This window comes from Burkholderia sp. BCC0044 (assembly GCF_902832955.1).
In the GTDB taxonomy this organism is placed as follows: Bacteria; Pseudomonadota; Gammaproteobacteria; order Burkholderiales; family Burkholderiaceae; genus Burkholderia.
The window spans coordinates 1,489,809-1,504,079 of record NZ_CADFDO010000001.1; the positions used below are offsets into that span (position 1 = coordinate 1,489,809).

Annotated in this window: 15 protein-coding genes; 10 read left to right on the forward strand and 5 right to left on the reverse strand. The window is 68.1% G+C overall.

Annotation, left to right across the window (positions count from 1 at the left end; genetic code table 11):
* The first annotated feature begins 92 nt into the window (after nucleotides 1-92).
* The 5 genes from HWX14_RS06685 (at nucleotide 93) to HWX14_RS06705 (ending at nucleotide 4,182) form a co-directional block, all read left to right on the forward strand.
* Nucleotides 93-611, forward strand: coding sequence for a DUF1993 domain-containing protein (locus HWX14_RS06685; RefSeq protein WP_175882028.1), 519 nt, complete (start codon nucleotides 93-95; stop codon nucleotides 609-611).
* A gap of 157 nt (nucleotides 612-768) precedes the next feature.
* Nucleotides 769-1,911: a bifunctional 3,4-dihydroxy-2-butanone-4-phosphate synthase/GTP cyclohydrolase II gene (gene ribBA, locus HWX14_RS06690; protein WP_175882029.1), complete on the forward strand. Its 1,143-nt coding sequence runs from the start codon at nucleotides 769-771 to the stop codon at nucleotides 1,909-1,911.
* Nucleotides 1,912-1,966: 55 nt separating this feature from the next.
* A complete protein-coding gene (ribH, locus tag HWX14_RS06695; RefSeq protein WP_034206641.1) occupies nucleotides 1,967-2,482 on the forward strand; it encodes a 6,7-dimethyl-8-ribityllumazine synthase in 516 nt (171 codons plus the stop codon).
* Nucleotides 2,479-2,916, forward strand: coding sequence for a transcription antitermination factor NusB (gene nusB, locus HWX14_RS06700; protein ID WP_175882030.1), 438 nt, complete (start codon nucleotides 2,479-2,481; stop codon nucleotides 2,914-2,916). Before ribH ends, nusB begins: the two co-directional genes overlap by 4 nt.
* A 69-nt stretch (nucleotides 2,917-2,985) precedes the next feature.
* The gene (locus HWX14_RS06705; protein WP_175882031.1) at nucleotides 2,986-4,182 is read left to right on the forward strand and encodes a pyridoxal phosphate-dependent aminotransferase; all 1,197 of its coding nucleotides are present in this window, start codon (nucleotides 2,986-2,988) and stop codon (nucleotides 4,180-4,182) included.
* A gap of 115 nt (nucleotides 4,183-4,297) precedes the next feature.
* Here HWX14_RS06705 and HWX14_RS06710 read toward each other — a convergent pair whose 3' ends face one another.
* Complete coding sequence (locus tag HWX14_RS06710; RefSeq protein ID WP_175882032.1) at nucleotides 4,298-5,434, reverse strand: transglycosylase SLT domain-containing protein; 1,137 nt, start codon at nucleotides 5,432-5,434, stop codon at nucleotides 4,298-4,300.
* A gap of 597 nt (nucleotides 5,435-6,031) precedes the next feature.
* Between HWX14_RS06710 and HWX14_RS06715 the strand changes: the two genes are divergently transcribed.
* Nucleotides 6,032-7,588, forward strand: coding sequence for a UbiD family decarboxylase (locus HWX14_RS06715; protein WP_175882033.1), 1,557 nt, complete (start codon nucleotides 6,032-6,034; stop codon nucleotides 7,586-7,588).
* A 58-nt stretch (nucleotides 7,589-7,646) separates the two neighbouring features.
* Complete coding sequence (locus tag HWX14_RS06720; RefSeq protein WP_175882034.1) at nucleotides 7,647-8,315, forward strand: LysE family transporter; 669 nt, start codon at nucleotides 7,647-7,649, stop codon at nucleotides 8,313-8,315.
* A gap of 121 nt (nucleotides 8,316-8,436) precedes the next feature.
* On the opposite strand, the gene HWX14_RS06725 is transcribed toward HWX14_RS06720, so the two are convergent.
* Nucleotides 8,437-8,745 (reverse strand): hypothetical protein, encoded by a 309-nt coding sequence (locus tag HWX14_RS06725; protein WP_050011620.1) that lies wholly within the window; start codon nucleotides 8,743-8,745, stop codon nucleotides 8,437-8,439.
* 515 nt (nucleotides 8,746-9,260) lie between these two features.
* Between HWX14_RS06725 and HWX14_RS06730 the strand changes: the two genes are divergently transcribed.
* Nucleotides 9,261-10,190 carry a DUF2520 domain-containing protein gene (locus HWX14_RS06730; RefSeq protein WP_175882035.1) on the forward strand — a complete coding sequence of 310 codons (930 nt, stop codon included), beginning with the start codon at nucleotides 9,261-9,263 and terminating at the stop codon, nucleotides 10,188-10,190.
* Nucleotides 10,191-10,265: 75 nt separating this feature from the next.
* The gene (locus HWX14_RS06735; protein ID WP_006488584.1) at nucleotides 10,266-10,829 is read left to right on the forward strand and encodes a YggT family protein; all 564 of its coding nucleotides are present in this window, start codon (nucleotides 10,266-10,268) and stop codon (nucleotides 10,827-10,829) included.
* 13 nt (nucleotides 10,830-10,842) lie between these two features.
* Here the strand turns inward: HWX14_RS06735 and HWX14_RS06740 are convergent, their stop codons facing one another.
* Nucleotides 10,843-11,193 carry a DUF190 domain-containing protein gene (locus HWX14_RS06740; RefSeq protein WP_175882036.1) on the reverse strand — a complete coding sequence of 117 codons (351 nt, stop codon included), beginning with the start codon at nucleotides 11,191-11,193 and terminating at the stop codon, nucleotides 10,843-10,845.
* Nucleotides 11,194-11,216: 23 nt separating this feature from the next.
* Nucleotides 11,217-11,603, reverse strand: coding sequence for a fluoride efflux transporter CrcB (gene crcB / locus HWX14_RS06745; protein ID WP_175882037.1), 387 nt, complete (start codon nucleotides 11,601-11,603; stop codon nucleotides 11,217-11,219).
* A 414-nt stretch (nucleotides 11,604-12,017) separates the two neighbouring features.
* On the opposite strand from crcB, the gene HWX14_RS06750 reads away from it, so the two are divergent.
* A complete protein-coding gene (locus HWX14_RS06750) occupies nucleotides 12,018-13,235 on the forward strand; it encodes a S53 family peptidase (protein ID WP_175882038.1) in 1,218 nt (405 codons plus the stop codon).
* Between the two features lie 39 nt (nucleotides 13,236-13,274).
* Here the strand turns inward: HWX14_RS06750 and HWX14_RS06755 are convergent, their stop codons facing one another.
* The gene (locus HWX14_RS06755; protein WP_175882039.1) at nucleotides 13,275-14,225 is read right to left on the reverse strand and encodes a Sir2 family NAD-dependent protein deacetylase; all 951 of its coding nucleotides are present in this window, start codon (nucleotides 14,223-14,225) and stop codon (nucleotides 13,275-13,277) included.
* Nucleotides 14,226-14,271: the final 46 nt, after the last annotated feature.

Below are 14,271 nucleotides of genomic sequence, written 5' to 3' on the forward strand. Positions count from 1 at the left end.
CCGGCGCGCTAAGATGCGTCGACAGCGGTTTCCACGCCGCCACGTACGACGCGCCGCGTAGCGGCCGCGCCTCATTCCACAGGAGTCGTCCCATGTCCATCTCGATGTACCAGGCTTCGCTGCCCGTCCTGATCCGCGGCCTCACCAATCTGCAGCACATCCTCGGCAAGGCGCAGGCTCATGCGGCCGAAAAGCAGATCGATCCGTCGGTATTCGTCGGCGCACGCCTCTACCCGGACATGCTGCCGCTCGTCCGCCAGGTCTACATCGCGACCGACACGGCGAAGGGCTGCGCCGCGCGGCTCGCCGGCACCGAGATCCCGAGCTACCCGGATGTCGAGCAGACCTTCGACGAACTGCATGCGCGCATCCAGAAGACGATCGACTACCTGAAGAGCTTCGACGCCGCGCAGATCGACGGCAGCGAGACGCGCCAGATCGTGCTGAAGATGCGCGTCGGCCCGATCGAGTTCACCGGCCAGTCGTACCTGCTGAATTTCGTGCTGCCCAATTTCTTCTTTCACGTGACGACCGCGTACGACATCCTGCGCCACAGCGGCGTCGAACTCGGCAAGCTCGACTACCTCGGCGGGCGCAACGAGCACGCGTGACGCGCGGCCGGGCCATGCCCGGCCCGCCACCGTCCGCACCCGCGCGCAGGCCGGCCGCAGCGCTTTCCGGAGCACTCGCCGGCCCCGCGCGGCCTGCGCCAGCCGAAACGCCGTCCGGCTGGCGTAAAATACGCACTTTCCTCTTTCTCGCCCCCTTATGACGCTCGCCTCCACGCTCGACATCATCGCCGAGCTGAAAGCCGGCCGGATGGTGATCCTGGTCGACGAAGAAGACCGCGAAAACGAGGGCGACCTCGTGATCGCCGCCGAATTCGTCACGCCGGAAGCGATCAACTTCATGGCCAAGTACGGCCGCGGCCTGATTTGTCTGACGTTGACGCAGGAACGCTGCAAGCAGCTTCACCTGCCGCTGATGACCTACCGCAACGGCACGCAGTACGGCACCGCGTTCACGGTCAGCATCGAAGCGGCCGAAGGCGTGACGACCGGCATCTCGGCCGCCGACCGGGCGCACACGATCGCCACGGCGGTCGCGCACGACGTGCGCCCCGAGCACATCGTGCAGCCGGGCCACGTGTTCCCGATCATGGCGCAGCCGGGCGGCGTGCTCGTGCGCGCCGGCCATACCGAGGCCGGCTGCGACTTCACCGCGCTCGCGGGCCTCACGCCGGCCGCGGTGATCTGCGAGGTGATCAAGGACGACGGCACGATGGCGCGCCTGCCCGACCTGCTCGAGTTCGCGAAGGAACACAACCTGAAGATCGGCACGATCGCCGATCTGATCCAGTACCGCAGCCGCACCGAATCGATCATCGAGCGGATCGCCGAGCGCTCGATGCAGACCGCGCACGGCACGTTCCGCGCAGTGCTGTACCGCGACCAGCCGAGCGGCTCGCCGCACATCGCACTGGTGCGCGGCACACCGTCGCCCGACGTCGATACGCCGGCGCGCGTGCACGAGCCGCTGTCGGTGCTCGATCTGCTCGAGACGGGCATCTCGACCCACTCGTGGACGCTCGACGCCGCGATGCGCGAGATCGCGGAACGCGACCTCGGCGTGATCGTGCTGCTCAACTGCGGCGATACGAAGGAACACCTGATCGACGTCTTCAAGGCGTTCGACGAGGAAGAAAAGGCCGCTGCGCTCAAGCGCCGGCCGGTCGATTTCAAGACGTTCGGCATCGGCGCGCAGATCCTGCGCGATGTCGGCGTCGGCAAGATGCAGGTGCTGTCGAATCCGCGCAAGCTGGGCAGCATGTCCGGCTACGGCCTCGAAGTCACGGGCTTCATTCCGATGCCCGGCGCCGAAGCCAAGTCCTGCCCGGCGCCCCACGCGTAACCCGCGCCACGGCGCTTTCGCCCTATAACCGTTCATCCACACCACGGACCAGATCATGGAAATCGGACAATACCAACCGAATCTCGAAGGCGACGGCCTGCGTATCGGCATCGTGCAATCGCGCTTCAACGAACCCGTGTGCAACGGCCTCGCCGACGCGTGCGTCGAGGAACTGGAACGCCTCGGCGTCACCGGTGAAGACGTGCTGCTCGTGTCGGTGCCCGGCGCGCTGGAAATCCCGCTCGCGCTGCAGAAGCTCGCCGAAAGCGGCCAGTTCGACGCGCTGATCGCGCTCGGCGCGGTGATCCGCGGCGAGACCTACCATTTCGAACTCGTGTCGAACGAGAGCGGCGCGGGCATCACCCGCATCGGCCTCGACTTCAACCTGCCGATCGCGAACGCGGTCCTGACGACCGAAACCGACGAGCAGGCCGTCGCGCGCATGACCGAAAAGGGTCGTGACGCCGCGCGCGTCGCCGTCGAGATGGCCAACCTGACGATGGCGCTCGACCAGCTCGGCGACGACGAGGACGAAGAGGAAGACGAAGACGACGAAGAGGAGCGCGCATGAAGAAGAGCGCCCGCCGACAATCGCGCGAGCTGGCGACGCAGGGCCTGTACCAATGGCTGCTGTCGAACGCGCCCTCCGGCGAGATCGACGCGCAACTGCGCGGCGCGCTCGGTTACGACAAGGCTGACAAGGAACTGCTCGAAGCGATCCTGCACGGCGTGATCCGCGAGCATGCGACGCTCGTCGAAGCGCTGACGCCGTCGCTGGACCGTCCGATCGATCAGCTGTCGCCGGTCGAACGCGCGGTGCTGCTGATCGCGACGTTCGAGCTCACGCACCATATCGAAACGCCGTACCGCGTGATCATCAACGAAGCTGTCGAGCTCGCGAAGACGTTCGGCGGCTCCGACGGCTACAAGTACGTGAACGGCGTGCTCGACAAGCTGGCCGCGAAGCTGCGCCCCGCCGAAACGCAGGCGCGTCGCAACGGCTGATACCGTTTGGTTGTCCACGGGCGCGCAAGCGCCCGTTTTTCATTCTTTTCCCCTCCGCCCTGCCCGCCGATGAATACCACCGCCGATTCGCTCGTCACGCTCGCCGCACGCGTCGACGCGATCCAGCCCTTTCACGTGATGGAACTGATGAAGGACGCACAGCGGCTCGAGTCCTTGGGGCGCGATGTTATCCACATGGGCATCGGCGAGCCGGATTTCACCGCACCGGAGCCGGTTGTCGAGGCCGCCGCGGCCGCGCTGCGGCGCGGCGTCACGCAGTACACGAGCGCACTCGGCATCGCGCCGCTGCGCGAGGCGATCGCCTCGCACTATGCGCACGCGTACGGCCTCACGATCAGCCCGGAGCGGATCGTCGTCACGGCCGGCGCATCGGCCGCGCTGCTGCTCGCGTGCCTCGCGCTGGTCGGCCGCGACGACGAAGTGCTGATGCCCGACCCGTCATACCCGTGCAACCGGCACTTCGCCGCGGCGGCCGAAGGTCGCCCGGTGCTGGTGCCGAGCGGCCCGGACGCACGCTTCCAGCTCACCGAAAACGACGTCCGCACGCACTGGAACGAGCGCACGCGCGGCGTGCTGCTCGCGTCGCCGTCGAACCCGACCGGCACGTCGCTCGAACCGGACGAACTGAAGCGGATCGTCGAAGCGGTGCGCGCACGCGGCGGCTTCACGATCGTCGACGAGATCTACCAGGGGCTCAGCTACGACGCCGCGCCCGTGTCGGCGCTGTCGTTCGGCGACGACGTGATCACCGTGAACAGCTTCTCGAAGTATTTCAGCATGACGGGCTGGCGGCTCGGCTGGCTCGTCGTGCCGCCCGCGCTCGTCGGCACGTTCGAGAAGCTGTCGCAGAACCTGTTCATCTGCCCGTCCGCGCTCGCGCAACATGCGGCGCTCGCTTGCTTCGAACCCGCGACGCTCGACATCTATGAAGCGCGCCGGCTCGAATTCAAGCGCCGCCGCGATTTCATCGCACCGGCGCTCGAACGGCTCGGCTTCACGGTGCCGGTGATGCCGGACGGCGCGTTCTATGTGTATGCGCATTGCGGCGGCGTCGCGCACCCGGCGGCCGGCGACAGCGCCGCGCTCACGCAGGCGATGCTGCACGACGCGGGCGTGGTGCTGGTGCCCGGTATGGACTTCGGCGTCCATGCGCCGCGCGACTATATCCGCCTGTCCTATGCGACCGCCTACTCGCGGCTCGAAGAGGCCGTCGACCGGCTCGCGACGCTGTTCGGGCAACACTGACGCCACGGCGGGCGTACCGGCCGCTTCACGTCCCGCAAAAAGAAAAGGCACCCGAAGCGGGTGCCTTTTTCATGTCATGGCGTGCCGGCCGGAGCCGCACGGAGCGGGGGACGCGTTACGCGCCGAGCTCCGAATGATCGCCGTGCGACTGCTTCGCGGTATCGACGCTCGCGTCGTCCTGCGACGCGGCTTCCTTCGGTGCGGCCTTGACCGACGTCGTGCCGTCGAGCGTCGCATGCACGCGCTTCGCGCCGCCCGCCGCGGCCGTCACGGCAGCGGCGGTGACGATCGGCTTCGCCGGTTGCGCGGGCGCCTGCGGCGCGTTGATCGGCACGCTGCGGCCACGCGCGACATCGCGCAGGCGGCCGCGCTCGGCCATCACCTTCGAGCCGTAGCCGTTGTCGTCGGGGTTCGTCGAGCCGTTGTACAGGCGCAGACCGCTCGCGAGCGAGCCGCCGCGCGCGATGCAGTCCTTCAGCACCAGCGCGCCGACCTGCAGGTTCGCGAGCGGCTGCAGCGCGGTGTCGGTGCCGCCGAAATACTCGAACTTGTCGGAGTGGACCTTCGACATGACCTGCATCAGCCCCTTCGCGCCGACACCGCTTTCGGCGTACGGATTGAAGCCCGATTCGATCGCCATCACGGACAGCAGCAGCAGCGGATCGAGGCCGACGTCGCGGCCGGTCTGAAACGCCGCCTTGACGAGCTGGCCGAGCGGCTCCTGGGCGACGCGGTAACGGCGCGACAGATAGGTCGCGACGAGCGCCTGTTCGCGGTTCGACGCGAGCGCGCGATCGTCGCGCGCATCCGCCGCCACGCGCTGAATCGGAATCAGCTTGGCCAGCGCGACCGGCGACGGGCCGTTACGGGCCGGATCGGACGCATCGCCCTGGGCGCCTTGAGCGCCCTGAGCGGCCGCTTCCGGCGCGACATCGAGACCGACCGCAAGCGCGTCCGTTTCGGGCGTGTCTTCCTGCTGCGGCTGCGCGCCGGCAGGCGCGAAGTTCGGCAGCGGATGGCCGGACAGCAGACGGGCCGGACCGGCCTGCACGGCCGCGGACACGACCGGCATCAGCTTCGCGGCGAGCGTGCCGCGCACGGTTGGCAGCAGCCACAGTGCAAGCGCAACCGCGACAGCGAAACAGCCGACAACGCTGAATAGATGGTGACTGACACGCGTCCCGCGACGCAGCAAGTTGCGCACGATTTGCGCATGCTGCTCAGTGGGACGCCACGATAACCAAGCGTTCATTCAGATCATCTCCCATGAACATGACTCGTGCGGCTCGCTCAGCTCGATGGCGAGACAGAAAACGCGCCGCGGAATCACGACGCCGCACGCCTTGGTTGGGACGTGCGAGCATCGGGGAAACGGTATAAGTACCGTTCGAGGCCACGGTGTAAGAGGGCCGGCACCTTCGCACATTGGGCGAGGCGGGCATACGCGGTGGCACCCACGCAAAAAACCAGCGTCTGGTAGCGCTGGCTGGGACTACGACAAAGGCCGTCGAAGACGCCGTGCAGGATTCGGCGGACGGTGACGCGCTGCGTCAAAGATCGGTGATTGGCGGCTCGAAGCCTTTTACCCTGCAACCAATGTGAGCGGATTCTAGCAGGGTTTTATAGATCGTCAACACTATAAAAACTCAAATCTATAACAAAAAGTAATTTAAAACCCCTCTTCAGAACGCGAGCCCCGTGCCGTAGGGGGTTTGCGCGCGATCGACTTTTTCGCCGCCGGGGCGGCCGCGCGGCTGCCCGGGGTAAAATCGTCGGTCGATTCGGGGTCGCAGCCGGCCGCTGCCCCGCCCATCGCTGCCCGTGCCTGCGGGTGGCTCGGACCTTCTTCATGAAATACAAAGACTTACGCGATTTCATTCAGCGCCTCGAGGCGCTTGGCGAACTGCGGCGCGTCACGCAGCCCGTGTCGCCCGTGCTCGAAATGACCGAGCTGTGCGACCGCGTGCTGCGCGCCGGTGGCCCCGCGCTGCTGTTCAACGCGCCGCCCGGCAATGCGTTTCCGGTACTCGGCAACCTGTTCGGCACGCCGCGTCGCGTCGCGCTCGGGATGGGCGTCGACGCGGGCGACGATGCGGCGCTCGGTTCGCTGCGCGATCTCGGACGCCTGCTGTCCGCGCTGAAGGAACCCGATCCGCCGAAGAGCCTGAAGGACGCCGGCAAGCTGCTGTCGCTCGCGAAGGCCGTGTGGGACATGGCGCCGAAGTCGGTGTCGTCGCCGCCGTGCCAGGAGATCGTGTGGGAAGGCGCGGACGTCGACCTGAACAAGCTGCCGATCCAGACCTGCTGGCCCGGCGATGCGGGGCCGCTCGTCACGTGGGGGCTGACGGTCACGCGCGGGCCGAACAAGTCGCGCCAGAACCTCGGCATCTACCGTCAGCAGCTGATCGGCCGCAACAAGCTGATCATGCGCTGGCTCGCGCATCGCGGCGGCGCGCTCGACTTCCGCGAGTTCGCGCTGCAGAACCCGGGCAAGCCGTACCCGGTCGCGGTCGTGCTCGGCGCCGATCCGGCCACGACGCTCGGCGCGGTGACGCCGGTGCCCGATTCGCTGTCCGAATATCAGTTCGCCGGCCTGCTGCGCGGCAGCCGCACGGAACTCGCGAAGTGCCTGACGCCCGGCGTCGACACGCTGCAGGTGCCCGCGCGCGCGGAGATCGTGCTCGAAGGCTTCATCCATCCGCAGGAAGGTGCCCCCGGCCCCGCGCCGGCCGGCGCACCGCCGCGGCCGGCCGGCAACGCGGCGGCCGCATACGAGCACGCGCTCGAAGGGCCGTACGGCGACCACACCGGCTATTACAACGAGCAGGAGTGGTTTCCGGTGTTCACCGTCGAGCGCATCACGATGCGCCGCGACGCGATCTACCACTCGACCTACACGGGCAAGCCGCCCGACGAGCCGGCGGTGCTCGGCGTCGCGCTGAACGAGGTGTTCGTGCCGCTGCTGCAGAAGCAGTTCACGGAAATCACCGACTTCTACCTGCCGCCCGAAGGCTGCAGCTACCGGATGGCCATCGTCCAGATGAAGAAGAGCTACGCGGGCCATGCGAAGCGCGTGATGTTCGGCGTGTGGAGCTTCCTGCGGCAGTTCATGTATACGAAGTTCATCGTGGTCGTCGACGAGGACGTGAACATCCGCGACTGGAAGGAAGTGATCTGGGCGATCACGACGCGCGTCGACCCCGTGCGCGACACGGTGATGGTCGACAGCACGCCGATCGACTATCTCGACTTCGCGTCGCCGGTGGCCGGACTCGGCTCGAAGATGGGGCTCGACGCGACCAACAAGTGGCCGGGCGAAACGAACCGCGAATGGGGCCGTCCGATCGAGATGGACGCGGCCGTGAAGGCGCGCGTCGACCGGCTGTGGCAGGAGATCGGCCTCTGACGCCCTGCGGCCGGCGCCCGCCGGCCCGCGCATCGCAATCGCCGCACGCACCCAGAAAATGAGCTTTCCGCCCGCCTCCATGCTGTCCGACGGATTCTTTCTGTCGCTATCGTTGTGTCTCGACATCGGCCTCGTGAACGTCGCGATGCTGTCGCTGACGCTGTCGCACGGCTTCCGGCCGGGCTTCTGGCTCGGCGTCGGGTCGTGCGTCGGCGATCTCGTCTACGCGGCGCTCGCGCTCGCGGGGATGGCCGTGCTGCTGCAGTTCGAACCCGTGCGCTGGATCGTGTGGATCGGCGGCGGCGCGGTGCTGCTGTTCCTCACGTGGAAGATGGCGCGCGAAGCGCTGGCGCCCGTCAAGGCGGACGACGACGACGCGGACGACGCACCGCCACCGCGGGCGAGCGCACGGCGCAGCTTTCTGCGCGGGATGCTGCTCGCGATGTCGTCGCCGAGCGCGATCCTGTGGTTCGCAGCCGTCGGCGGCGCGCTGATCGCAAAAGCCGGCGCGACCACGCCGGTCACCGCGTCGGTGTTCCTGTCGGGCTTTTTCCTCGGCGGCCTCGCGTGGACGCTCTTCATGTGCACGCTCGCGAGCCAGGGCCGCAAGCGCGCGGGCGCCGGCCTGATGCGGGCGTGCCATGTCGCGTCGGCGTTGCTGTTCGCGTATTTCTCGTACAGCGTGATCGTCGGCGGCTACCGCGACCTGATCGTGCACGCGGTGTAATCGCGGCCGCGCTGCCGCGCCGGCCACCGCGCCAAACAGCAGCCCCAATGAAAAACGGCGCAACGCCCCTCGCGGGACGTTGCGCCGTTTTGCCGCGCGCGATCAAGCCGCGCGGGACGAATCAGCGACGCCAGTAGCCGTGATGGCCCCAGCCGCCGTAACCATGGCGCCAGTACGGGCGACCGTAGTAGCCACCACCGTAGCCGCCGACGACCACCGCGGGCGGCGGCGCATAGTAGGCCGGTGCCGGTGCGTAGTAGACGGGCGGAGGCGGCGGCGCGTAGTACACCGGCGGCGGCGGTGCATACACGGGATACGCGGGTGCGACCGGGATGCCGATGCCGACCCCGATCGACACGTGGGCCTGTGCGGCGCTTGCGGCACCCAGGCCCAGCGCGGCGGCGGCGATGAACGGAATGAGCTTTTTCACTTCGATTCTCCTGCTGGAGCGGGATTTTAGGCGCTCCTGTCGGCAACGGCGGGCATGCACGTCGCATGGAAGCAATGTAGCGAAAACCCGCCCCGCGCGTATCGTGCATTTGTTGCAAATTGCAATTGCACGCGACCGGAGCCGCCGCCCGGCGCGGCTCCCGAGGTGGGCGGCGCCCCTTGCCGGTCGCGCGATTCCGTCCGAGGAGTCGGGTCGCGGCACGGTGACCGGTCAGACTTACCGACTCCGACGCCTGCAGCGGACCCGCGTACGTAATGAACGATTACAAATTCGAGACAACATGCCGACATTTCAAGCGGGATGCAGGCGCACGGTGTTTCGGGGCCGGATTCCGCGATCCTGATTCGGCCGCGCCGCCTGGCGCCGGCCCGCACGCGAATCGCACCGCGCACCGGTAATTCATACGCGCAACCACCCGCAGCCGGACCTTCCGCGACACCGCCGTCATTCCTGCGATACTGGCGGCTGCCTCGTTCTCGCCGACATCCGCCGCCATGCCGCTTCCCGACACACCCCGCCTCGGCTTCATCGGCGCCGGCCGCCTCGCGCGCTGTGTCGCGCAGCGTTTCGCGCAGGCCGGCTTCCCCGTCGTCGCGATCGCGAGCCGCACGCCCGCGTCCGCCGCCGGCCTCGCCGCGCGCATCGACGGCTGCCGCGCGGTCGACACCCCGCAGCAGGTGGTCGACGCGGCCGACCTGATCTTCGTGACGACGCCCGACGATCATCTCGCGTCGAGCGCCGCGGCGCTGCGCTTCGATGCGTCGCGCGCCGCCGGCCAGGCGGTCGTCCATTGCAGCGGCGCGTCGGCGGTCGCGCTGCTTGATCCCGCTAAGCAGCAAGGCGCGGCCACCGGCGGCTTCCATCCGCTCTATCTGTTCGGCGGCACCGACGCCGACCTCGCGCGCATCGACGGCTGCTCGGTCACGATCGAAGCGGACGGTGCGCTGCACGCGACGCTGATGCGACTTGCCGCCGCACTCGGCTGCCATCCGCTGTCGATTCCGGCCGGCGGCCGGATGCTGTATCACGCGGCCGCCCACTACGCGGCGAGCTTCGCGCTGTGCGGGCTATCGGAAGCGGTCGAGCTGTGGCGCGGCCTCGGTTTCGACGAGGAAGCCGCGCTGCGCGCGCTGTTGCCGATGCTCGCCGGCACGATCGAGACCGCCCGCGACAAGGGGCTCGCGAATGCGCTGGCGGGGCCGGTATCGCGCGGCGACACGGGTATCGTCGAGCGCCAGCTCGCGCTGCTCGAGGCGCGCGGCGGCGATCACGCGATGCTCTACGCGCTGCTGACGCGCCGCGCGGTCGCGCTCGCGGCAACGCGCGCGACGCCGCCGGCGGCGCTGCCGGCGCTGGCCGAAGCCGTCGAAACGTCGCTCGCGCGCGCGACCGCGCACCCCTCCCCGTCGCGCGACGAGGCGTGATAAGGTGTCGGCCGATGCGCCGCCAACCGGCGTTGGCGGCCGCACGCTACTGACTGTATAAAAAGGATGCCAACGATGTTCGGCGAGATCGCCCGTTTTCTGCTCAATACCGTCTTCACGCTATTCGGCGCCGCGCTGATTCTGCGCGTCTGGATGCAGGCCGTCCGCGTGCCGCCGTACAACCCCGTCACGCAAGCCGTGCTGCAGGCGACCAACTGGCTCGTGCTGCCGCTGCGCCGCGTGATCGCGGGCGTACGCGGCATCGACTGGGCGAGCGTCGTCGCCGCGCTGCTCACCGCGCTCGTCTACGTCGTGCTGATGGTCGTGATGGCCGGCTTCGATCCGGCCGCCGTGATCGCGACGCTCGTCGTGGTCGCGCTGCTCACCGTCGTGAAGTGGGCGCTCAACCTCGTGATCTGGATGACGATCCTGATGGCGCTGCTGTCGTGGCTCAACCCGCGCTCGCCGGCGATGCCGATCCTCTACCAGCTCACCGCACCGTTCCTGAACCCGCTGCGCCGCGTGATCCCGAACCTCGGCGGCATCGACCTGTCGCCGATCCTGCTGTTCGTGATCGTGCAGGTGCTGCTGATGATCGTCACGCGCGCCGCCGTGTCGCTGACGATGTTCGGCATCTGATCCGGCGCGACACCTACGCCGCCGGCCCCTGCGCCGGCGGTGCGCCAAGCGTGTCGATCACGCCGAACTGCGCGGGCAGCATCGCGTAGCACACGCGCAGTTTCTCGCGCGACAGCCGCTCGAGCAGCCGCTGCGCCTCGTCCTCGGTGACGATGAATTCGACCTCGATCGCGAGCGAACCCTGCAGTTCGAAGAAGCGATCCTCGTGCAGCACGCGATGCTGGCCGAAACCGGCCATCGCGCGAAACGCGGAACCGCCCGCGACGCCCATCCGGTTCGCCTCTTCCAGCAGCCATTCCCACAGCGGCTTCCAGTGCAGCCGGTGCTGCTCGTGCACGTAGAAGCGCAACAAGACCCTGTCCATCGCTCCCTCCGATGGCGGCCCGCTCAGGCCGCCGCGAGCCACGCGCGCGCGGTCCACATGCCGAGCGCCGTCAGCGCGAACGATCCAGTCAAGTGTAGGACAGCCACCGCCAGCGCCCATCCGAATTCGCCCTCGAGCGCGTGCGTCATCACTTCGACCGAATAGGTCGAGAACGTCGTCAGGCCGCCGAGAAAGCCGGTGATCACGAACAGCCGCCACTCGGGCGGCAACCCGACGCGAACCGTGAACACGACGGCGGCCACACCGATCACGTAGCCGCCGATCAGGTTCGACGCGAGCGTGCCGAGCGGCACCGCGGGAAAAAATTCGTTGAGCGCGAGGCTCAGGAACCAGCGCAGCAACGCGCCGAGCCCGGCGCCGACGAAGATCGCGACGATCGAATAGAACAAGGGCACCCCTCATGGTCGGCGCCGCGCGGCGCACGCGGCCTACGCTGAACTGTATGCGGAATCGCGCCGCGCCGGCAATGCCGACGGGGCCGGGCCGGCAAGCGGCGAATCGTGTCGCGAACGCATGACGCCTTTCACGATTTCCACACATGCGCCGCCGTGGATATTTACCGAACAATTACATCCGACATTACAAATAAATTTTGAATCAGCTGATTATTTATCCGCTTTTTAAAAACCGATAAAGCAGTTCGATCCGGTGCACGACAACCCTGCACAACGCCCACTCCAGAGGGCTCCGCGTACTTTCCCTCATCAGACATTCCCGTATCCGGCCGATATTCGATGTAATTACCGTCGTCGATTTCGTAAAATTGTTTCGCCACTCCACTCGATCGACATGGAGACTCAAAAATGAACAATATCCGCCTGTCATCCATGTTGATCCCGGCGCTGTGCGCGTCGCTGCTCGCGTCGAGCGTCGCGCTCGCCGACGGCAACGGCAACGGGCCGCCCCCCTACGTCGAAGGCAACCGCGCACCGAAAGGATTCGCGCGCCCGCCGTTCCACACGAAGCCGCGCGCAAGCACGGCCACGATCGCCGGCCTCACGCCGGCGCTCGCGCGGCATGCATACGGGTTCGACGCGATCGCGAACCAGGGCGACGGAATGGTCGTCGCGATCGTCGACGCGTACGACGACCCGAAGATCGAAGCCGATCTCGGCGTGTTCAGCACTGCGTTCTCGCTGCCGGCCTGCACGTCGTCGAACGGCTGTTTCACCAAGGTGTACGCCCACGGGGCACGGCCCAAGCCCGATTCGGGCTGGGCGCTCGAGATCTCGCTCGACGTCGAATGGGTGCATGCGATCGCGCCGAAGGCGAAGATCGTGCTCGTCGAGGCCGCATCGGCCAGCTTCAACGACTTGATGGCCGCGGTCGACGTCGCGGTCAAGCGCGGCGCGTCGGTCGTGTCGATGAGCTTCGGCGGCAACGAATTCAGCAGCGAGACCGGCTTCGACGGCCACTTCAACGTACCGGGCGTCACGTTCGTCGCATCGTCAGGCGACAGCGGCACCGGCACCGAATACCCGGCCGCGTCGCGTTACGTGGTATCCGTCGGCGGCACGACGCTGTCGTCGGACACGGCCGGCAACTACATCGGCGAGGCAGCGTGGAGCGGCAGCGGCGGCGGCGTGAGCAACGTCGAGGCCGAGCCGGCCGGCCAGACCGCGTGGCCGATTCCGGTGGCCGGCAAGCGCGGCGTACCCGACGTCAGCTACGATGCGAATCCGTCCAGCGGTTTCGCGGTGTACGACTCGGTCACTTATCAGGGGCAGGCCGGCTGGTTCCAGGTCGGCGGCACGAGCGCGGGGGCGCCGCAATGGTCGGCGCTCGTCGCGATCGCCAATTCGCTGCGCACGGCGGCCGGCAAGAAATCGTTGAGCGGCGCCTACGACACGCTCTATACGGTCGGCAAAACCGCGTACGGCAGCGACTTCCACGACGTGACGACCGGGTCCAACGGCAATTGCGGCAGCATCTGCAACGCGGCGGGCGGCTACGACTACGTGACGGGCCTCGGTTCGCCGATCGCGCCGGCGCTCGTGCAGGCGCTCGTCGCGCGGCCGTAATCGCGCGGCCTCCGTCGGCCGGCGCGGTGCGTGGGGGACTCAGCCGCCGCGCCACGCGCGGTCGAGCGCGTTCAGCGTCGCCAGCGCGCCGCCTTTCAGCCCGATCACGTCCGCCCGGCGCGCATGCGCTTCGCGCGCGTTGATGCGGATCACGTCGGCGCCGAGCCGTTCGCTCAGCAGACGCACGGTCGGAATCGCGGTGCCCGCGCCGATTTCGACCACCGCGACGCGCCCGGCCCGGGCGATCCAGTCTTCGAGCGCGCGCTCCTGCGCGTCGTAACGCGCACCGAGCCAGCCGGTGTCGCCGAACATCAGGATGTTCGGCCGCGCGAGACCGCCGCAGTGCGGGCAGCGCGGCAGGTCGCCAACGAGGCGGCACGTCGCTTCGTCGACTGCCGGCACGAACGGCGCCGCGTCCCACGTGTCGTCCGTGCACGGTCGCAGGCACTGCATCGCATGAATCGAGCCGTGGATCTCGACGATGCGCGCCGGATCGAAGCCGGCTTTCTGGAACTGGCCGTCGACGTTGCTCGTCAGCACGAAGCCGCCGTTCGGCATCGCGTCGATCCAGCGGCGCAGGATCGCGAAGCCCGCGTGCGGCGCCGTCGCGCGGTAGAGCGCGAGACGGTGCCCGTAGAACCCCCATGCGAGCGGCGCGCGCGCACGAAACGCGTGCGGCGACGCGATCTCGTGGAATTCGAAACGCTCGTGGCGCAGCGCCGGATACGCGCGCCAGAAACCGTCCGTGCCGCGAAAATCGGGCAGCCCGGAATCGACGCCGATGCCCGCGCCGGCCGTGACGAGCAACGCGTCGGCGCGTGCGAGTGCGGCGACGGCGGACGCGACGAGAGCGGCGGGAAGCGGCGCGGCGGCGGAGTCGGCGGAGTCGGCGGAGTCGGCGGAGTCGGCGGAGTCGGCGGAGTCGGCGGAGTCGGCGGAGTCGGCGGAGTCGGCGGAGTCGGCGGAATCAGCGGGATCGGAAAACGGCATGATGGAAAAGCGGTGGCGTCGAACGTTGCGCGAGTGGCGTCGCGAT